We start from the raw sequence: 21,612 nt of genomic DNA, 5'->3' as shown, positions 1-21,612 counted from the left end.
ATGAAGGCCAGCAAGCAATTAATCTACATCAATATTCAAATAAAAAACATGACTTTGCATATAAAATTTCAAACAGAAAATTAAACAAAAAAATATAACCCTTTTTTCAGACATTGGGATCTGCAGCCTAAAAAAATACAACCTTAATTTACTGCGATACGTTTGAAAAAGATAAAGTGATGCTTGATGAACTTTGAAGAGTGAAAAAAGGGGTTATATTAACTTTGGTAACAACCTAAGAAATATAACTCCCTATTTATTAAATTTCCTATATTGAAAGACAGAGGACTTTGGGCAACTTAAAGCCCTAGTCAAAACCTAAACATGGCTCCATAAAAGCCTCTCACCAATAGGTTATTGATTAAATCTAATGCACCTTCAATCAACCATATTTACTTTATATCAATGGATGAAAGCCCATATAAGTTGACTTTCTCCGTTTCCATAAGAGTATCTAAAAGCTGACGTTTAATAGTACTATCACTTAGATAAATATTTAAAAATCTATCTATGTTTTCTAGCCCTTGAAGGTCGCTCAACGTATTACTTTCTAAAATTAGGTACCTTAAATTATTATTAGCAGGAATGGTTAGCTCTGTCATTGGTATTGCTCGAGCCGTTAAACCACTCAAGGTGGCTGGTATATCTATAGATGCAATATTTGTTAAGCTAATATCTAGACTTGTTATCGCACCAAATGGCGTTAAATCTAACTCTGATAACGACGTATTTGAAACGTCCAAACTAGAACCTAATTTGCCAGAACCAGAGAGCCTGTTCAGCGCATTTTTCGATAAGTTCAAGTTATGGAATTGAGCACCCTCAGGTATTGAAAATGATGTTAGCTGGTTATCCGATAGATCTAGGTTTACGATCTCCCCTGAAATATCAACCTGCGTTAGCTGATTTCCTGAAAGGGACAAAGAAGTCACCTTTGAATCATAATGTATCGACACAGTCTCCAATAAGTTGTTTTCTGCATAGACACTACTCGGCGTACCCAAAACAATCAGTTCAGTCAGCAGGTTATTATTTACATCTATCCTTGTATTATTAGAGTTAGCTGGAATCACCAATCGTTCAATTTTATTTGCTTGCAGTGAAAAATTGCCATCAAATGCATCTTCATTGTCTGGTAACAGAACACTCTTGAGTGTGCCTTGCCATGCTGACACGCTTTGCAAGTCCTGATGTTGAGACAAATCCAAATACGTTAGGGAATTTTTTACTAGGTCCAAAAACTGTAATTTTGGCATCATCTCAGCACTGAGCTCTGTCAATGGCGTCTCTGATAGATTTGCGAACGTAACACCTGAAACATTGGCAAAATTCATTGTATGTAACTGAGATCTATCTGCTTTAAAGCTTTTTAACCTCGGCGCTTTTGATATATCTATTTCTTTTAACCTCGAAACAGCCAACTCTAACCTAGTTAGGTTATCAAACCCAGTTAAATCCAAGGTTTCAAAATGTGTTCTATCTAAATAAGCAGAATCAAGGATATGCTCCGCTGTGACACCCGTAATATTTTGCAGCGAAGAGCTACTCCCATTTAAACTATACAACGCTTTATTATTTGATAAATCCAGCGAGCTAATTTTTGAATAACTCACATCTAAATATCTTAATCCCGTTAACCCAGATACATCGACTTCTGCTAGCCCTGTAAGCGACAAGGACAACTTTCGCAAGGTTGGTGTATTTGGCAAAGTTATGCTGGCCAAAGGCATATACTTAGTCTCTAAGGTTACTAGATTCGTGAGTTGTGATAAATCCAACTCGAGGTCGCCAAATGTGTTATCTGAGGAGTTCGTATCCCAACTGATAGACTGTAAATTCGTTAAACCTGCTAACCTTCGAGCACCTTCTTTACTAATTGTGACCCCTCTAAAATTAAGCTGAGTTAGATATGTCAGCTTTTCTATCCCTTCCAAGTTGGTCATATCACCAAGATCTAACCCACCGCGCTGGCAAAACAGTGCATTTTGATACTCGACATACTCGTTGAACGATTTATTTATACAGTGACTTATCACCTTATCCTTGATACCTAACCTTTGCGAATTTGAGTCAGGAATTGGTGCCGCGGTCATCTGTAATGAACATGACTCTGTTAACGTATCCGATAAAAAAGACACATAACCACTACTTATCTCTTCAGGTCGTGTAATACCACATCCAGAAAATGAATCCGCGTAATGGCCTTGCATTGGCCGTGCAATCTTCACCTCTAATTGCGTACCGTATTTCAGTTGACCAGAAACTAAGTTATGTTTGGGTTCAAGTATTTCAGGTATATCCAATGAGACAGCGACATGTGGTACTTGGAAAAACAGCCTAGTTTGCATATCTTGCTCACAGGCTCCCTGACTCAGCTGGCAGAGTGTAAGACCTTCTAATGAAACCTCAATCAAACGATAAGATAACGCCTCATCATCTATCGTGATTTCCAAATTACCTTGTGACAGCTCAACAGCTGACGCGGGGTATACACCATCAAAAGTAACTGAAAGTTCCCCGCGCCAATTTCTGAGGAAATTCCAAGTGCGGACTTTGCCTGCTCTTTTCTCATAATAGGTTGTATTTGAGACATGGTGAGTCTCAATTCCCTGAGAAACATTGTCACTGCTATCAATATTGATGGCTTTGAAAACATGCTGATCATTTATTTCGTCAACAAAACGAATATAAGCAGTTTGCCCATTCAACGCGATAATGTGGTATTCCCCAATAACACGCTCCGTACATTCATAGCGCGTTGTATCACATAAATGCTCAAACTTTCCTCTGTTCGAATTGTAGCCTGCAGAAACCCTGAGCGTATTATCATCAAGTACCGCAGATGCAGCACCATTAAGCAGACCATTTCGGACTTCGCCATCAGCAAAAAGATAAAAAGCACTCAGCTCATGGTTGCTAACAGGCCACATCCCCGTTATGTCTGATAAGCCAATTGCTTGCTCTTGTTGTTTGATAAACGACCATGTACCACTTCTTAGCCAGCTAGGATTTTGACCATCATTGCTTTCAACCAACTCATTTGCCAAAAACGTATAAACTGTATCCGTTTTTTTGATCAGTTGTAGCGAAGAGAATGCCCCCGTTTCATCCGTGATTTCAAGCTTATCATCAGCGCTGATAGCCCAATTGATATAAAGTTGTTCTTCTCCACCAACATGGTTTAATGTTGTGAGTGTCCCCGTACTGTCGGCATTTAAAATGAGTTGATACCAATTAAGGGAGGTATCAAAATTAAAATACCACTGACCCACAAGCTCACTGCTTTCAATTTCAGCCACTGGCTGCTGCGATGCTAACTCAACTGCGGTACAAACCATGCTCTCAAATTGGAAGATGGCATCTACTGAACCATCCGATTTGGCACCGTACCAGCACGCTGTTGTGCCGTTAACATCGTACTCAAGTGAAAATTTAGCTGCAAAAAAGTCGTCACCATTGACGCGAGTTCGAATGTAATCATCAAATATAAATTGGTAATTAGATAGCCCTAAACTTTCAATATTGAAGCCAACTTGCTTATCTAGTCCGTAATATGTGCCTGCATTGTCTGAGTCAATTGTATAGAACCAACTATCCATCAATTCAGACCGTGTCGCATCTACTAAAACAGCGCTTTGCGTATGCATAGCTTTAGGAACAAACTCAGCCTTAATCTCACAAGCTGTGGTAGGATTTGTGATTTCATATATGACGTGTTCACCAACGGTTTTTAGCTCCCCGGCACACCCTGAAATCGAGTCAAGAATATACCCATCGACTTCTTCGATAAAAACAGCAAAGTGCTCTCTAAAGTAGAACTTATCTGTCGAAGTAATCAGTCGCCCTTGACCTGTTTGTGTGACAACGACGTCAAGCTCTGGCTTTATAAACGTGAAATCAAGTCTTGTACCGTTTGTACAAATGCTTTCGTGGGCATAGAGACACATTGAAATCGCATTGTCAGACTCATTTATGATCTCCATATATGAAATTTCACCGCTCGGATACGCTTCAAGCTTCAGCTTCTGATTTTCTATCGAAGATTTATAAACAGTGCCATTCAATGCAATTGAGTCGAAACAGCCTTCATTTGATGAGCAAAAATACTGGCTACTCAACTGCGAGATCTCATTGCCTCTTACAGAATATAAATTGGTTTGGGCAGAAAAAAGTTGCTCAACTTTATTGGTACTAAACAAGGCTTGAGTAAACTCACCATGCTGCCACTTATGATCAGATAACGTATAAAACTGTATCTCTGTCGGTTTATCTGACACAGCGAGCTTGTCTCTATGATATGAAACAGCAATGGTATTACCCACCTGAGCCAAGAGTTTAAAGTGATGCGTTGTTGAAATCTCACACCCAATAAACTCAACATTGCAATATTCAGTTTTAAGGTCATTTAATGCATATTCAAATCGCTTTAAAACGCCCTCATCATTACTACCTTGAATATGACGGTGCCATTTAAAGTTAAAATTATCATGCTCATCCACATAAAAGGCAGACTGTGACTTGTTACTGTGTGTTTTTCGCCATGTTTTTTGATAGTCAATATCAGTAAAGTTAACAGTTTGATGCTTAACAAAAGTGCCTTGCTGATATACCGCACCGTGATATACAACACTTTGATAGCCCAAGTTAAACGCTCTTATCAAGCTGATTTTAAAACTCTGCAACCCATCATCAATTTCAATATTGCCTTGGCTTAAACGCCACTCAACTTGACGAGTCCCAAAACCTTCGCTTATCTCGACAATGCCATTTTCACTGAATGTCAGGTCGACAATAAAATGCTCATTCGTAGTCGCAAAGTCTAAGCTCCACGTACCTATAAGCATCTCCTCAGTTACTGCTTGTAGATCATCTTTTGCAAATAACTCAGCGACTGTCGAATACTGCCCTGACGGTAGCTCATCTAATGGTTGAGATAAATCAAATTCAACTTGTACTGCTAAAGACTGTTGATTTCGTTCATAATGTTTAATCGAGAATGATGAAGTGTAAAAGCCAATGTGTTGTTCTAATCCTGCATTTTTTACCAATAACTCTTCATTGAGATCGACGCGCGTATTGATGCCATTTTGTTGCCAATTGAAAAAGATGCGTTTGCCTGACAGGGTTAAAAAGCCGGTATTATTTTCATTAAAATCTAAATGAACATTCAGGCCATCGAAAAACTGTGTTTCGGCCAAAATATATTCGCCTTCTGGCAAAAACGCAGTGCTCTCAACCAAGGTCTCATCATTGAGTATATCGCTCTCAATTTGAGTAAATAACTCAGGATAATTTGCTTGCAAGCGTGTTATTAACTGCTCGGTCAATTCAAAGTTTTGGACAAGTTCAAGTGTTGTAGCACTTTCTTCAGGCAATTGAATTTCGTGATCAATGATTGCTTTAAGCATCACCGCAATCGTTAATTTTTGTTGTGACGAAATTCGTGATTTTGCCTCATTTAGCTCATCATCATTGCTATAGCCATTTAGATCTTGACCTAAAAGTGAATATTCTGCTGTCGTTACATTCGTAATATTGACATCAAACAGCTCCAGCGCGGTGACAATTTTATCAGCACCAGCTTGCTCAGCAATAAAGCCGACAGAGTTCAACTGAGAAACCAATACCACATTACTCTGATCATCAACCCCTGTTGCCTTTAATGTCGCTAACTCCGAGGTATACGCCTCATCGACATCGATTTCTAAAGCATAATCACCATTTTCATCTGCAATCGCTGTCCATAGCCCAGTACCGACCTCAAAATCAACTTTAGCATGTGCAATTGGCGCATCAGTGACCTTACCTGCAAGCGTAAAAGTTACTGTCAAAGGCTCCATTGAGATCAGCTTAGAGACACTGGTGCTATCACCTTGATTATCAGTCACTGTATAGGTAAATAAGACTTCATGTGATGATTGAATATCGGGGCTTGTCACCGTTAAAGTGCTACTATTTTCACCCGCAAGAACTAAGGCCAGCGCTGAATTATGAGTCCAAAGATGCTCTACAACTTCGCCATCAACGTCATCTGCCACGCCAATTAACTCAAACGCTTGGCGCTCAACGGGGGTTTCATCAATTTGAATAGAGGCCTCTGGTGGGACGTTATCACGCGCATTGATAAAAACAACATGTTCATCAGTCGCAGAAGTGCCATCTTGAAGCAATAACTCAACTAAAAAAGTTACTTTTTGACTTTCTATTATATCGGGAGATATCACCGTTAATGTCGATGAATCATCACCTGAGATGTTTAGCTCAATATCGGCGTCATATGACCAAGTGATACGTACATCAGCACCGACATTAGCATTAAAAGTGAGTTTAAACTCTTCCTGCTCATCAATATGCGTAACACCATAAATATCAACTTGGGGTGCTGGGTTTACTGCTTCAGGCCCACTATTCCCTTCTTGAGGATCGGCTGAACCTTCCTCCTCTCCTGCTCCCCCGCATGCAGCTATGCTTAATAAAAAAACAATTGAAATAAATGCTCTAAAAAAAGCGTTAGATCGCCTAAAAGAAATCAACAGACATCACTCCCTAATTTAAAAATCGACTAAATAAGATCAACTACTTGTCGGTCTGCAAAATAAAACCCGGGCAATGCTATATTAAAAAGGAAAAAACAAAAACATATAAATCATAAACTTACAAAAATAAAACCTATAAAAAAGATAAAATTAACAAAACCTTGAGGTTAATTTTTATTGCGAATATATATTCACCAACTTCATCATTTTAAATTCATTTAATACGCTTGAAATTTGATATAAACATGGCTAAAAGGACATATTAAATTAACAACTGAAGCGTTGACTTAGCGACTTTGATAATCTGACCTATACGGCAAAACCAGAAACCCTTAGCTGGTTAGGGTTTCTAAAAATCGAATAGTACTTGCTCGCTTGATTGACTCCTTGCATTCCTTACAGCCGCTATTTAAGTAAAACGCTGTTGTATTTACACATCAGACTTATAAAGAGAATAAACATCAGTTAACCGCATACCTATTCACAAACTAGGTAAAATATTCTAAAGTACGCTCACTTTCGTCACTGAGAATCGTATGCTTAAGCACTTATCACACATCTTTGTTATTGCTGCTGTGTTAGTCGCCTTTGTTGGCCAGTCGCTCGCATATAATTTCGTGATGTCTTATGAACAAGACTCAGTACTTGTTTCTGATGTGCATACCCCTGCTTCAATTTCTTTAGACACTGCCAAACAAAACGCGCAAAGTGAGGATGATTGTTGTGAGGTTGACTGCTGTGAAGATGAATGTATTTGCCCTGCAAATGCCTGTATGACTTTCGCCTATGTGAAACCAGACAATCAATCAGTATCGTTATCTAAATACCATCATTTGGCACATACTATTGCCCATCAGCACCCGATTGACATGAAGGATTTACTCTTTCGTCCCCCTATTTTTACCTCTTAAGGATCAGTGCGCCTGTAATTCGCACATTTTTTAAAATTCATTTTATTTATACGCATTGTGCGTATCGCTTTTGCATATTTAGAGGTTAAAATGCTTAACACCTATTCTACTATCGCCATCTCTGCGATGCTCCTGCCGTTTGTATCATATGCAGGTGAGCATCATCATGAAGACAGCCATGGCGATCATCACCACGACCATAACAATAATCAGGTTGAAAAAATCCAAGTTACTGCATCTAGACTTGGCCGTATCGTTACAGAATCAGCCACACGCACCGAAGTCATCAATGCAGAAGAGGTGCAAGAAAAAGCCCTGATGAGACCGGGCAACATTTCAATGCTCGTCGCCGAAACAGGAGGAGTCAGAGTACAAAATACATCACCGGCGCTCGGCAGTGCCAATATTAGATTACAAGGGTTATACGGCCGTTATACCCAGCTATTAAGCGACGGCTTACCTTTATATGGCGGCCAAAGTGCGTCAATCGGGTTACTTCAGATCCCACCAACTGATCTGGCCAACGTCGAAATCATCAAAGGGTCGGCATCGTCGCTCTATGGTGGCTCGGCACTGGGTGGCGTGATCAACTTAATATCGCGCACCCCTTCAGACCAATTTGAAGGGGAAGTTTTATTTAATGCGACCTCTAAAGATGGTCAAGACATCACAGCTTATGTCGCTTCGCCAGTAACAGAAACACTCAGTACATCTATCACTGCAGGGGCGCACCATCAAGCAGCAAAAGACCTTGATAATGACGGCTGGGTAGATATGGCTGCTTACAACCGGGCGACTATGCGGCCTCGACTTTATTGGTCTAGTGACAGTGGTGCAAACTTATATGCCACATTTGGTGCCATGACTGAGCAGCGTACAGCGGGAACTCTTGAAGGTGCACTCATGCCTGATGGACAACCCTATGTTCAGGCACAAGATACCACTAGGCTCGACAGCGGTTTTATCTTTGAGCAACCACTAGACGACGTGCTCAACCTCAATGTCCGAGGTTCTGTCATGCATCAAGATCACGACCATCAATATGGCCAAATACTAGAAAACGACACGCATGAAAGCTACCTGCTTGAAACGAGTTTATCTGGCTATACGGACGATGCAGCTTGGCTTGTGGGCATTGCGCATCAAAGCGATGCGTTTTCATCAGAAAGTTACCCTGACTTTAACTACCAATTTGAAGTTCCGGGCCTATTTTCACAATTAGATTACGACATCACCCAAGATGTCGCGATGTCACTTAGTGCCCGAGCGGACTGGCACAGTGAATATGGCACGCAATTCAGTCCACGCATTTCTGTACTCTACAACCCAAGTGATTGGACGGTACGTGGCTCATACGGCAAAGGATTCTATGCCCCCACGCCCTTTATCGAAGACATTGATGATACGGGCCTTTCACGACTTGCGCCGATGACAGATTTAGAAGCTGAGCGCGCAACGACCGCATCCATTGATCTTGGCTATACGTTCAATGGCATCGAAGCCAGCATGACCTTATTTGCTTCTGATGTGGATAACGTCACAGAGCTTGAAATGCTAGATAGTGCTAGTACGCTTTCGGGTAAAACGGTGCGTATTGTGAACGCGCTTGGGCAAAGTGAAATTCGCGGTACTGAATTACTACTGCGTTATCGTTGGCATGACATTAAATTGACCGCCAGCTACTTATATACAGATGCCAGTAAAGCAACATCGACAGGTTTTGGTCGCGAACCTCTTGCTTTGACACCAAGACACTCTGCTGGTGCGGTGATCATGTGGGAAGAACATGGTAGTCATTTAGTTGGATTTGAAGCCTATTATACTGGCACGCAAAAGCTAGAAAACAATCCCTATCTGGACAACAGCAACCCATATTGGCACCTTGGACTGCTGGGCCAAATCACGCTGGGCAATGTCAGTTGGTTTTTAAATGCTGAAAACTTACTGAATATCCGTCAAACCAAAGATTACTCACTCTTGCTGCCGCAACAGGCAAAAAGTGGACGCTGGACAACCGATATTTGGTCTCGCAATGACGGATTTACTGTCAATGCAGGAGTGAGAGTCACGTTTGGTTAAGGCGCTTTAGTAATAAATAAGGGAAATAGACTTAACTCTATTTCCCCTTTTCACCTACTTAGAGGGTGGCGAGCGTAGTAGATTGTGAATTACTGTACGCGGGTAAATTCCATCTTCCAGTTCACTTCCCATGTTTCGCCATCATCTTTAGAAAATGCTTGCTGCCAAGTTGGCATATCAGGGTTTGTTGAGTCCCATACAAATCTGACCTTAACAGCCACACCATTGTAGGTTTCATCAGCATAAAAACGCCCTACGCCATCCGTGAACTGTCCTACAACAGGGGTATCCATTGCGCCGGGGTTTCTCCCATCAAGCCACCAAATAGACCACTCATTGGTCTCACTGTTGTAAGAGCGAACTGCTTTTGCTCTTATTGACTCACTTGGCATGTGCAAATGATTATCTTCGACATTACCAAACCCACCCAGTGTTTTCACTGTGGATGATTGGCCATCAAATTCAATCCATTCTTGCGAGCCATTTAAAATATCTTTTAAACGACGGTGTTTTACTTGCCATTCGCCAATAATAAAATCGAAATCCTTTGGTTCATTGTGCTCACGTGTTTGAAGCATGGGTCTTCCTGTTGATTGTTTTTAGTTTCGAAACACGACACCACAAATACTGTGTATTTAAACAGTGTTAAATGTAAAGTATTTAAGAAAGTGATTGATTTAAAAATGTTTGGGGAAGTAAGCACACAGAGCCGCATGCTTACTTGGTAGCACGTTTTATCGGACAGTTGATCGCAGTAATGCGGCTTCCATCACCTGAAATACGCTGGTGTTGTCAACGTAGTTACCATTCCAATTATAATGCTCGCCCCAAAGCTGCCCAGCTTTTGGATCTGTGCGAGAAAATTCCTTAAATCTGTCAGCACCTTTACCCAGCACCCAAAGAGGGACTAACTCATTGGTATGGTTACGCGAAGCCCATTGATACCCAGGGATATTACCTTTACCTCTGTTTTGAACCGCTAAGAAAGCGTTAAATTGATCTTCTGCTGGGTTAAAACGTGCCGTTTCTAAAGACGCTTTACTTCTATCCATTGCAACTGCACCACCTTGGCCATTTGTCCAAGTGCCCTCTCCCCAGATCCCACCGCATTCGTGATCTGAGGTGATAATCAGCAAGGTTTCGTCCCAACTAGAATTAGTTTCAACCCACTTGATTACTGCGTCCACAGCTTGGTTGAAGTCAACTTGCTCTTCGATGAACCTCGGCATATTGTTGGCGTGCCCCATCCAATCCACTGCACCACCTTCAATCATGGCAAAAAAACCGTCTTGGTCTTGGTTCAATACATTTAATGCCCCCAAGCTCATGGTTGCTAGGCTTGGCACGCCCTCGTTAAATGCCATACCTGAGGGCGTATTTGCACTATTTAAACCAGATCGACTCGCTTGCAATGTCGAACCTGAACGGACAATCCCGACGACGCGCTTAGGAAGAGACTCTCCTTGCGCCAACGCTTCAAATTCAGGTTTAGACTCGATATACGCAGCAGCACTTCCTTTCTCGTTAGCACGTAACGCGTTATATGTTTGCTCACCGCCCACGTATTTGTATGTTTGCTTGTCTTGTGGTTTTAACTGTCCGCTGGCGTCATAAATTGGGTGTCCTGCGCCCATGATCACAGACAGGCCAGAGTCATGCATTTCGTTGAAAATCTCAGCGTAATTATTGCGAGATACATTGTGTGCCACCGCAGCAGCAGGCGTCGCGTGAGAAACCATCACAGATGTCACAGTACCCGCAGATAGTCCCTGTTTCATTGCAATTTGCGCAATCGTATCGAATTGCTCACTATTGCTCCAATCCATATTCACCCGACCAACAGCTGTTTTACGGCCACTCATTAACGCCGTACCCGCTGCGGCACTATCGGTATAAGAGGTATAACTTCCTGATTCGGTGTAATCATTTAACATCGCATTTTCAAAGCGCTGCCAACGGGTTTGCGGATCATAGCCTTGCTCTACAGCACCTGCTGCTGTTGATAAATCTGCACCTCTGGCTAACGTATTGCCATCTTCATCCACTAAATTTAATGCGCTATGTGCCAATCCAAAAACTAGAGGTTGTGTCCCATCAGGACGTGTCACCTGGTAAGTTTGTTGACCCGCAAGGCCTTGATAATAATCGGCTGCTAACCACCCATTAAAGCCAATGCCATCTGACACCATTAAAATAATATTTTTAGGGCCACTTGACTCTGTTATTTCTTGTTTTTTATTAGGTTGTATTGCACATGAGGTTGATAACATCACTGTGGCAATTAGCGATAATTTAAATAATTTTTGCATCTTAATTCAGTCACTCAGTTAGTTAACAGCTGAAAAATATACCAATGCGCTGCTACCTTTTTGAGACACATGCGACAGAGCGTATAACAAAACAGCTGAAATACGTTATGTTATAAGATAACATTATCACCGACTAAGTTGATAAAAATATTTCATCGCTAAATTTAGGAAAATAACTAAATCAACATATTTAGTGCGTTTAACATCCATTTTCGATATTAAGCGCCGAAAATGAGAGGAAGTTACGTATAAAACACAGTTCATCAAACGCCGTTGAACAACAGAAAAAACCGCCACCATTAAGCATGATTTGTACCTTTTACGTGGATTTTCGGTTCAACTGTAAGTTTTATGCGATAAATGCCAACAATGCAGTATTGTTATTATGTATCATCTAAGCACAACTAAAAATATTAAATTTCACTACCTTTACCTAGGGGATATACAGTGTTAAGAAAAACGCATTTGGCGCTAGCAATTTCAGCAGCCATGTTTCTGAACGGTTGTTCAGACGCACCAGAACAGCAACAAGCAACGCAAGTAGAAGCAACTGAATCAGCATCAGCAAACGCGGCCGCTGGCAACATTGCTCAAAACCCATTTTTCCAAGAGTGGAACACACCATTTGGTGCTCCACCACTTGGCGACATCAAAACAGCACACTTTTTACCAGCTTTCAAACAAGCTATTGTTGAGCACAAAAAAGAAATTGACGCGATCACAGAAAATGAACGCCCTGCTGATTTTGACAACACCATTGCAGCAATGGAGTTGGCAGGTTCAACACTAAACCGTGTTTCACTTGTATTTGGTAACCTTGCAAATACTGAATCAAACGATGAAATGCAGTCGTTACAGCGTGAAATTTCACCTATGCTAACACGTCATCGCAGTGACATTCGTATGAATGAAGCACTATTCAAGCGTGTAGCTGCGGTATACGACAACCGTAAATCAGCACTATTAAATGCTGAGCAAACACGTCTACTTGAGCGTGTTTACAATAGCTTTGTTCGCTCAGGTGCAAAACTGACTGGCGAAGAACGTGCTGAATTTGCAAAAATTAATGAGCGCCTTTCTGCACTAACAACTGAGTTTGGTCAAAACTCACTGAATGACTCTCGTGCGTTCACTTTGGTATTAGAAGAGTCGGACTTAGCAGGCTTACCTCAAGCACAACGTGATGCAGCAGCAGCGGCAGCAGCGGCAAGAGACCTACCTGGTAAATACGTTATTACACTGAACCGTTCTAGCGTCCAGCCTTTCTTACAATTCTCTGACAGACGTGACCTACGTGAAAAAGCCTTTAAAGGCTGGGCTAATCGCGGCGACAACGACAATGAGTTTGATAACAAAGCCATCATTGCAGAAATCGTTGAACTTCGTGCAAAGCGTGCGCAACTACTAGGTTACAAACATCACTCAGAGTATGTACTAACTAACTCAATGGCAAGTAAGCCTGAGACAGCGATGGACCTACTATTAAAAGTGTGGGAACCAGCTGTTGAAAAAGCAGAGCAAGAGCGCGAATGGATCAAAGAGCTAATGGCTGCAGAAGGCGTGACTCATGAGCTAGAAGCGTGGGATTGGCGCTACTACGCAGAGAAAGTGCGTAAAGCTAAATTCGACCTAGACCAAGGTCAAATCGCTGAATACTTCGAACTAAACAACATGATCGAAGCACAGTTCTACACAGCTGAGCGTTTATTCGGTCTGAAATTTGTTGAGCGTACTGATATTCCAGTATACAACCCAGTTGTCCGTGTTTGGGAAGTACAAGACAAAGCAGGTAAAGCAATTGGCTTGTTCTATGGTGACTACTACGCACGTTCAACGAAGCGTTCTGGTGCTTGGATGAGTTCATTCCGTTCTCAGCAGAAACTAGCTGGTGACGTGAAGCCACTTATCCTGAACAACATGAACTTAAATAAGCCAGCTGAAGGCGAGCCAACGCTAATGAGTTACTCAGATGCAGTAACTTTATTCCATGAGTTTGGTCACGCACTACACGGTTTATTGTCAAACGTAACTTACCCAACACTTGCAGGTACTAGCGTACCCCGTGACTGGGTTGAGTTCCCGGCACAGTTATTTGAGCACTTCATAGCACAGCCTGAAATGCTTAAAAAGTTCGCGCTACATTACAAAACAAATGAGCCAATGCCAAAAGAGCTACTTGATAAGATCAAACAAGCTGGCACGTTCAACCAAGGTTTTGCAACTGTAGAATTTACAGCGTCTGCGCTAGTAGATATGGCTTACCACCAGCTAACAGATGTGAAAGATTTAGATGTTCGCGCATTTGAAAACAAGATCTTAACTGGATATGGCAAACCTGAAGAAATCATCATGCGTCACCGTAGTACACACTTCGGTCATATTTTCGCAGGTGGCTACTCGTCAGCTTACTACGCATACATGTGGTCAGAAATCTTAGATGCTGACGGTTTTGACGCTTTCCTTGAGAAGAAAGACATCTTCGATAAAGAAACTGCTGAGCGTTTATACCAGTTTATCTATAGCCGTGGTGACACATTAGACTACTTTGAAGCTTATGAAGGCTTCAGAGGCAGAAAGCCAACAACTGATGCACTACTACGTAACAGAGGCTTAGATTAATCTAGCCTGTTAATACAAGCCGAAGTCATGTACTTCGGCTTTTTTACTTATAATCTTCTTTATCCTATCGACCCGCTTTTTATTATCTACCAAGTATTTAACCAAACCAACCAAGCGCTTTACCACCGACGCATTAGGTTATGTTATATTGTACCAAAACAAACCCATTATTCTGTTACTGCTTAGCTTCAAAACCAGAAACATCGAAGCATATTAGGAAAATTTAATGTCTATTCCAGTTACCATTTTGCACGGCTTTTTAGGTTCAGGTAAAACCACTTTACTGCGTAGTATACTTTCTCAGTCTGTTGAGCATGACTGTGTACCAGGCGTGGTTGTAAACGACATGAGTGAATTGGATGTCGACGGCGTTTTGATTAAAAACACCGAGGTCTTTGATGATGATAGTAATGACTTTTTTACCATCAGTGGCCACAGTATTAGCAGTGCAAAAGGCCTTAAAGAACTTAAAGTGGCATTAAAAACGCTGAAAAAAAATGCGCAGCCACCTTGGATCATTATCGAAACTTCTGGCAGCAGCCACCCTTTGCCTTTGATTGAGTTCTTCAAAAATAATCGCGACTATGCGTTAAAAGGCGTTGTCACACTCGTTGACTCAACCTGGTTAAAAGACGATTACCAATTTGCACAATCGCTTGTACCTAAATGGCAAGAAAACCTGAGCAATCAAATCAGAGGCATTGAAAACTTACTGGTTGAGCAAATCTTATTTTCTAATCAAATCTTTTTGACCAAAACGGATAAAATAACCGCAAAAGCGGTAGAGACCATAGCGCAAGCACTGCACCCAATTAACCCTTATGCGGCTATCTCTGGGACTGCTTGGGGCAATATGGATGTGACGCAATTTCACCAATTTGAAGACTATAACTTCTTTTTAGTTGAACAGTTGATCACTGAGCTGCGCAGCACCGTCAATGCTCCTTTAACGCTATCAGGAAAACAAAATCAAAAAATTGTATCTAAAGTCATTAGAGATGATCGACCGTTTCATCCGACACGTTTATGGGAAGTGTGTCATAACCATCTAACCCATGGTGTTTTTCGCAGTAAAGGGTTCTTTTGGCTACCGACCAGAGATGAGATGTCTTTATTATGGAGCCAAGCTAATGGCAGCGTTGGGCTAGAATTTGTTGGTTTCTGGCGCGCGCCCATTTTAAAAGACGAAAGCCATAATTTTACCCAAGAGCACTATGATATTTTAAAGAAGAAAGTCGATAAAATAGAGAGTCGATTTGGTGATAGGCGCTGCCGACTGACAGTCATTGGTCAAAAAGATGAGGCGTCGAGTTTCGTAAAAGCACTTGAAGCATGTTTTTTAACGGATGAAGAACTTAATTTTTGGCGAAATGGCGGCACTTTTGAAGATCCGTGGCCAACCAATGTCGCAAAGATCTAATCTCTTTAACATGGCAGGAAGGCTAAGATACTTTCCTGCCCTTACCTACTGTGAGTTACCTGTCATCGTTACATCACGTTAAGCTTTGGCCAATGTACTAACCAACCTTTTGAACGCACTCTTGTATCAAAAACTGCCCTTTTCCTTTTTGGGTTATAGGTTAACTGCCCCCGAAAAAGCGACTCAAAGCCAAAAGCCGCAATGCATTCATATTGATGCTTTGTGACTTGAGTAATCGCGACTGCCGTTTCTTTTTCAGGCCAATAGCTCATCGCATGCAAGGTGCTGGTGTATGGCTCATCTTGATTTTTAATATGCATTCGAGCCTGATTACGCACTTGCCAGTTAAGCTCAGGCATGCAATTAGACAGCTGTTTTTCATATTCTAAATACCGATTTGAATCGACCTCATCAGCATCAAAATAAACCACGTCCACATCATTCAAAGGCGTAAACTCACTAAAATCATGGAGTGAGTCCCAAATTAAATTACGCACAAACCCTGCGGCTATATAACATTGTGGCAACGCTAACTGGGCAACCACATCAAGTGCTTTTAGCCTTATAGGATCTCGTTTAACCAGCTCGATAACTTTATCCATCTTGGCTCATAAAATGTTTTAAAGCATCATAGTAAAGATAATCGAGGTTTTTGCCTATTAACTCTTTTAAATTGGGAGCCATCGCTCCCATGAATTAACAGCTGACTTCAGGTCTATTACTGATACAGCCTAAGTAACTCATGCAATACCACGCTGGCTGAGTATGAGGGCAGTTAAAAGGACTTCTTGACTGAGCACCACCCGCAATTTGATTTGTACGCTCAACTAAAATTGTTTGCCCTTGCAACTTTTTGATCGCTTTCTTTTTTAAATGTAATTTCATACAAACTCTCCTTATTATTGACTGAAAGTCCAATATACTCGTTACACTAGAAAACACTCAATTGACTAAAATTCAACCACCCAATTAACTCTGCGCACTTAACGATAATCTATTGCCCTCAAAGCCAAGGTGATAAAGCTGTGGCTCAGAGGGCATGTTTAAACACTTTCTATTGTTTGCTATCAACTAGCCTTACTTTTTGCATCATACCTTGATCTTCATGATCAAGAATATGACAATGCAATACAAAATCACCTGTATACTGCTGTTTTACATTACCTTTAAATCCCGGTAAGGAGTTAGGGTAACGATATTTACTGTAAATCACGATATGCGGCGCTTTCCCCTTTTTTTCAGAGACATACTTCTCAATATCATGATAATCTTTTATATATACTTGCTTGCCAATATCATGAAATGGCACACCGGAATACTCATCTTTCTCTATGGCTAAGGTGTCTCTCCACACCCATTGCGGGTTACCATCAGGGCCTTTCCTCTGCGCATAAAACGGATTGACATGAATATGAAATGGGTGCATCGGAGCAAGGCCTCTCGTACATAAGTGCCATCGCTGCCATTGGCCAAGCTCTAACTCTCGTGTTTCAATTTGCCCATAAGGCTTGCCATCAACTGAAAAAATCACATCACCACCTTTGCTCCCAGGTGGCGCATTACCATCATTCAAATCAGCATTGCTGACATCTTGGCAACTTATATTATCTCGCCCTTTAATTGATGCGCGCTCCCCCAAATAAAACATCATATTTTCAATATAGGTATCATGTGTCATTTGTCTAATTTCTTGCTCGGTAGGCGCTTTGTGTGCTTGATATTGCAATAGACTATTGCTTGTTGGCAGTTTGGCTTGTGCAGTGCCTACTGGGCTGCCTTCAACAACAATTTGTAACAGCTCAGCGGTATCCTCTGGCACCCCTTGTAAAGACTTATGAGACGCAGAGTCCAAATCCACTAACCAATAAACTCCCGCTTTACTGGGCGCTTGATACAAATAGTCTGCACGATAACCTGGCTGCAACGGCTCAATCGAATAATCTTTATTGGCTAAATCCCATCTATCCAATCGACCCGTATTTAAACCATCCACTGAGATTTGGTTAAGAAAGCCAAGCGGTTTTGGATTCAGGCTTTTATTCCAATGAGATTCAACAACTGACAGCTTTACTGTTTCTCGTACTCCAGCATGAATAAATCGCCAACGCTGAATTTCATTGGGTTTCATCTTAATTTGAGGAACAACCAATCCATTAATCAGTGTTCTGCGCTGCATTTTTTGCCAACTGCCCGGCCCAAATATGCTGAGCTTTTCAAATTTCCCCGGCTGACCAGGAATTTCTTTGGTACACACTGACACATCGGCAGGTGTATCACCTACTTCATAGTATTCGATTATCCCATTACAATCATATGCCACTTGCTGTAGCACAAAAATGTTGTCCGCTTTTCCTTTAATCTGAGGCTGCGTCGCAATGTTTTTTTCCGATGTATCACTTTCAATGATGATGGCGCCTGCCATCCCACTTGATACTTGTAGCGCTGTAGAGCCGTGAACATGCGCGTGATACCAAAACGTCCCTTGTGGGTGATCTTCCGGTATTCTGATTTCATATTCAAACCCTTTCCCGGGTTGGATCTCTAACAACACATTATCACTGCGCTTACTCGGTGAAACCCACAAACCATGGGTATGAAAGTTAGTGACATTAAAATTATGCGGTGTATTCATTTTTTTTGTTTGCGCATCACTCAATAGTTCGTCCGAATGATGTGAACCATGCCCACTGCCCGCGCATAAATAATCAGGTGCCTTATCACAGCCAGGTAACCGGTTTTCTAACCTAAACCGTAAAATTTCGCCAGGCGCAAGCCTTAATGTTGGACCCACCAAAGCACTTTTAAATTTATCATTCGGATTTTGTTTATATGCATAATTTCGTAACCATGTATTACATTTTGCGATTTCCCTTTGCTGATACTGAACCGCCATTGTAAAACTGAGTTCACCCTTTATAGAACTAAGTACCTCTGGGTTCTCAAACGGCGCCAGCTCAGGAGGAATATATTCATATTCACAGTCTTTCGATGACGGCATCGATGATGGTAGATATGCTGTGGGGTTATAATCTTTAACATCAAAATAGGTTGGCTGCCACTGAGACTGTTTATGATGTGTGTGAACAGGCTCTAAAGAGGAGCACGAGGCAGATAAAATCGCACTTAAAGCAATGAACACCGACTTTTTCATACGCATAGAGTAATCCTTTGGTGATTGTATGTCTTTGCATATTGTCAAATCTGTATATTGAGAAAGCCATTACACTGCATTACACATTTGGATTATACATGTCCCGCTACTTCGGCCTGTTAATGTATAAATTAATTACGCTATGAATTTATATAAGTGTAAAAAAGAAAGGAAACCTTGTTACCTATTACACAAAACTAAGCACCAAAAGAGAGGAAATAAGGGAGAAATACTCCCTTAAAAATCATAAGAAATACTAAACCTTGCGTTTAAAAGCTCTCGCAAGAATTATAATACGGTGTGCCACTTTTATTTTTACATACATCATAACCAGCACCACCATAATAAAAATCACCAGCAGTACCGCCTTCTAAATAATCATCTCCATTACCACCGTAAAGTCGGTCAGATGCGGTGTCTCCATACAACTTATCATTCCCGTTACCACCATAAAGAATGTCACTACCGGTTTTGCCATAAAGACGGTCGTTACCATCATAACCATAAATGATATCAGTACCTGTGCTACCAACGATAATATCATCACCACCAGTACCATAGTGAGTGCCACGCGCTTCAGCAGAACTTGCAAAAGAAGCCGCAGCTATCGTACCCACTACCATAAGTAAATTTACTAGTTTCATCATTTTTTCCTTAATTATAGTTGATTGTTTGGAAAATTAATCCCAAATCCTGTCTATTCTGCTACCGACTACAAAGCAGCATTTTTAACTGTGATATCAATTTGAATCATCACGTATATCGCTATGCATCAAACGTAATTTTGTTATTTCAGTGTCGTTTAAGGCGTATCTGGAAAGTGATTTAAGTGCATACAGTCGAATGGGAGGTGGCTCATTTTCATCATCCACAACTTGCCAAAGCACACTGCGATTTTCATCTGATTTAAAAGGGCTGTCTCCCAAAGACATGACCGCGCGCGCACGTGTATTAACATCGGGATCGGTCAAAGCCAGATTTCTCACGCCTTTTAAATCCTCGTTGCTGGTCGCCCATTGAGCCATTTGATAAACCCCGTGGCGACGCACATTTTTATCTTCTGCAAGTACTACTTTTGACAAGGTTTGGTGTACGCGGTGATAGTCTTCTGCTGAACTTGGGGCTGGTTTTAATGCCATCAATGCAAACTGCTGTAGATCGGAACTGAGGTCATTCCCAGCATCAATATGTGCCAAAACGCGATCTCGTGTCTCACCTGTGACTTCGTCCATTTTCGCTACGAGCAAAAGACCAGCTGATCTTACTTGTTCATCATTCGATAGATCCAGCGCCATATCGAGCGCTGCGACTTGCGCCATCGGATGCCCAGACTCAGATAGCACCGCACTGAGCTCCCTGCCAAGCAAGCTATTTGGGTCATTGATAAATGTATCAATCAATTCAGTAACTAAATGAGGATCTTGCTCAAGCAACATCAAAAGCTGTGTACGCATCGCGATATGCTTATTACTCGGACCCATAATGGCATGCTTAAGAGGTTCGGGGTTTTGTGTGATGCTGGCTTTAAGCTGCTCCAACGTATTATCAAGCTTGTCACTGGCTGTGATATTTAAATCGTTTTTTAACGTGATATCTTTTGTTTTACTGTCGGCATATGAAACTAACCTCTGATCTTGTACTTGATTATTTTCGCTGCTGTCAGATAAAAAATCAGTTTGAACGATTTTTTTTTGCGCCGACTTTTGTGGTTCTGATTGATTTGATTTTGATGAAAAACCCAGTTGTGAAAAATAAATACCTGCTAACAAAATAAAAATGACTATCGCAACTAGGTATCTATTCAAAAAATGCTTTTTATGCAGCACCCTAACACTCTTTTATTGTTTTATTTTTAAGCTAAATTAAATGACTTGCGTGACGGTTATGTTGCATAAAAGAGAATATTTTTTGACCAGAAAAGCCTTTGAATTAAGAAAAGAAGTTTAGTGAAAGTACAGCTTTTACGTAGCAATATAAGAACAGAAATGTGAAAAGACTGACCTTAAAAAGTCAGTCTTTATAAATAAACACGGTGAAAATTAAAACTGACAGAGCCGTTACCCTTACTCCCCTGCACCTTGTAAGCGAACAACCACAGTGCCTGCAATCTTGTCATGAAAGCCTTGTTTTTTAGCATCCCAAGCAACCCAGAAAAATCCAAGGCCAAAAGGAAGCATTGAAATATAATAGGCAACATACCTAATAATAGACTGCTTTTTAGATAAGTTTTCTCCTGTTTTTTCATCAACAATTTTCGCTTTAATCACCATTTTTCCGGGTGTTGCTGATTTATAAAGCCAGAACAAAATAATAACAATCAGCGGGAGCATATAACTTATTAAGAAGTCCGCTGTTCCATGCATGATATCCGTGGATTGCCAATATGCTTTACCATAAATCATATAAATTAAAGGCACTGTAAGCAACATAAGAAAAACAGTATCAATTAGGCTTGCACCAAAGCGAGCCCAAAATCCAACATAGCTTGGATGCTCATTCTCAATTTTATTCATAAACTAAACCACTTCAAAAGAGTAGGGTTTATCATAGCTACCCATAAAAAGAACTACTAGTACTAAATCCCACT

13 protein-coding genes are annotated in these 21,612 nt (G+C 41.1%); 4 read left to right on the top strand and 9 right to left on the bottom strand.

Going from position 1 to position 21,612, the window contains the following annotated elements; translation table 11 throughout:
- Positions 1 to 392 precede the first annotated feature (392 nt).
- Positions 393 to 6,533, bottom strand: a complete 6,141-nt coding sequence (locus N477_RS14375) for a leucine-rich repeat domain-containing protein (RefSeq protein ID WP_063362960.1) — start codon at positions 6,531 to 6,533, stop codon at positions 393 to 395.
- A 539-nt stretch (positions 6,534 to 7,072) separates the two neighbouring features.
- On the opposite strand from N477_RS14375, the gene N477_RS14370 reads away from it, so the two are divergent.
- Complete coding sequence (locus N477_RS14370; RefSeq protein ID WP_063362961.1) at positions 7,073 to 7,447, top strand: hypothetical protein; 375 nt, start codon at positions 7,073 to 7,075, stop codon at positions 7,445 to 7,447.
- 90 nt (positions 7,448 to 7,537) lie between these two features.
- Complete coding sequence (locus N477_RS14365; RefSeq protein WP_063362962.1) at positions 7,538 to 9,526, top strand: TonB-dependent receptor plug domain-containing protein; 1,989 nt, start codon at positions 7,538 to 7,540, stop codon at positions 9,524 to 9,526.
- A gap of 89 nt (positions 9,527 to 9,615) precedes the next feature.
- On the opposite strand, the gene N477_RS14360 is transcribed toward N477_RS14365, so the two are convergent.
- The gene (locus N477_RS14360; protein WP_063362963.1) at positions 9,616 to 10,104 is read right to left on the bottom strand and encodes a hypothetical protein; all 489 of its coding nucleotides are present in this window, start codon (positions 10,102 to 10,104) and stop codon (positions 9,616 to 9,618) included.
- A gap of 156 nt (positions 10,105 to 10,260) precedes the next feature.
- Positions 10,261 to 11,835 carry an alkaline phosphatase gene (locus tag N477_RS14355; RefSeq protein WP_063362964.1) on the bottom strand — a complete coding sequence of 525 codons (1,575 nt, stop codon included), beginning with the start codon at positions 11,833 to 11,835 and terminating at the stop codon, positions 10,261 to 10,263.
- A gap of 447 nt (positions 11,836 to 12,282) precedes the next feature.
- Here N477_RS14355 and N477_RS14350 point away from each other — a divergent pair, with 447 nt between their 5' ends.
- Positions 12,283 to 14,454 carry a M3 family metallopeptidase gene (locus tag N477_RS14350; protein WP_155731904.1) on the top strand — a complete coding sequence of 724 codons (2,172 nt, stop codon included), beginning with the start codon at positions 12,283 to 12,285 and terminating at the stop codon, positions 14,452 to 14,454.
- Positions 14,455 to 14,680: 226 nt separating this feature from the next.
- Positions 14,681 to 15,874, top strand: a complete 1,194-nt coding sequence (locus tag N477_RS14345) for a CobW family GTP-binding protein (RefSeq protein WP_063362965.1) — start codon at positions 14,681 to 14,683, stop codon at positions 15,872 to 15,874.
- A gap of 68 nt (positions 15,875 to 15,942) precedes the next feature.
- Here N477_RS14345 and N477_RS14340 read toward each other — a convergent pair whose 3' ends face one another.
- The 6 genes from N477_RS14340 to N477_RS14315 form a co-directional block, all read right to left on the bottom strand.
- A complete protein-coding gene (locus tag N477_RS14340; protein ID WP_063362966.1) occupies positions 15,943 to 16,476 on the bottom strand; it encodes a nucleotidyltransferase family protein in 534 nt (177 codons plus the stop codon).
- Positions 16,477 to 16,570: 94 nt separating this feature from the next.
- On the bottom strand, positions 16,571 to 16,759 hold the full coding sequence (locus N477_RS14335; protein ID WP_063362967.1) for a hypothetical protein: 189 nt from the start codon (positions 16,757 to 16,759) through the stop codon (positions 16,571 to 16,573).
- 169 nt (positions 16,760 to 16,928) lie between these two features.
- Positions 16,929 to 19,031 (bottom strand): multicopper oxidase family protein, encoded by a 2,103-nt coding sequence (locus N477_RS14330; RefSeq protein WP_063362968.1) that lies wholly within the window; start codon positions 19,029 to 19,031, stop codon positions 16,929 to 16,931.
- 263 nt (positions 19,032 to 19,294) lie between these two features.
- The gene (locus N477_RS14325; protein WP_081216529.1) at positions 19,295 to 19,672 is read right to left on the bottom strand and encodes a calcium-binding protein; all 378 of its coding nucleotides are present in this window, start codon (positions 19,670 to 19,672) and stop codon (positions 19,295 to 19,297) included.
- A gap of 93 nt (positions 19,673 to 19,765) precedes the next feature.
- On the bottom strand, positions 19,766 to 20,830 hold the full coding sequence (locus N477_RS14320) for a hypothetical protein (protein ID WP_155731903.1): 1,065 nt from the start codon (positions 20,828 to 20,830) through the stop codon (positions 19,766 to 19,768).
- Positions 20,831 to 21,088: 258 nt separating this feature from the next.
- The gene (locus N477_RS14315) at positions 21,089 to 21,538 is read right to left on the bottom strand and encodes an RDD family protein (RefSeq protein ID WP_196760629.1); all 450 of its coding nucleotides are present in this window, start codon (positions 21,536 to 21,538) and stop codon (positions 21,089 to 21,091) included.
- Positions 21,539 to 21,612 lie beyond the last annotated feature (74 nt).

The organism is Pseudoalteromonas luteoviolacea H33-S, from assembly GCF_001625695.1.
GTDB classification, from domain to species: Bacteria; Pseudomonadota; Gammaproteobacteria; order Enterobacterales; family Alteromonadaceae; genus Pseudoalteromonas; species Pseudoalteromonas luteoviolacea_B.
Note: the sequence above shows the minus strand (reverse complement) of the source record. Positions and strands in the feature narration are given on the sequence as shown.

Excerpts from the sequence above, each read along its gene's own strand:
- N477_RS14370 (WP_063362961.1), top strand. The coding sequence starts at position 7,073 with ATGCTTAAGCACTTATCACACATCTTTGTTATTGCTGCTGTGTTAGTC.
- N477_RS14365 (WP_063362962.1), top strand. The coding sequence starts at position 7,538 with ATGCTTAACACCTATTCTACTATCGCCATCTCTGCGATGCTCCTGCCG.
- N477_RS14360 (WP_063362963.1), bottom strand. The coding sequence starts at position 10,104 with ATGCTTCAAACACGTGAGCACAATGAACCAAAGGATTTCGATTTTATT.
- N477_RS14355 (WP_063362964.1), bottom strand. The coding sequence starts at position 11,835 with ATGCAAAAATTATTTAAATTATCGCTAATTGCCACAGTGATGTTATCA.
- N477_RS14345 (WP_063362965.1), top strand. The coding sequence starts at position 14,681 with ATGTCTATTCCAGTTACCATTTTGCACGGCTTTTTAGGTTCAGGTAAA.
- N477_RS14340 (WP_063362966.1), bottom strand. The coding sequence starts at position 16,476 with ATGGATAAAGTTATCGAGCTGGTTAAACGAGATCCTATAAGGCTAAAA.
- N477_RS14335 (WP_063362967.1), bottom strand. The coding sequence starts at position 16,759 with ATGAAATTACATTTAAAAAAGAAAGCGATCAAAAAGTTGCAAGGGCAA.
- N477_RS14330 (WP_063362968.1), bottom strand. The coding sequence starts at position 19,031 with ATGCGTATGAAAAAGTCGGTGTTCATTGCTTTAAGTGCGATTTTATCT.
- N477_RS14325 (WP_081216529.1), bottom strand. The coding sequence starts at position 19,672 with ATGATGAAACTAGTAAATTTACTTATGGTAGTGGGTACGATAGCTGCG.
- N477_RS14315 (WP_196760629.1), bottom strand. The coding sequence starts at position 21,538 with ATGAATAAAATTGAGAATGAGCATCCAAGCTATGTTGGATTTTGGGCT.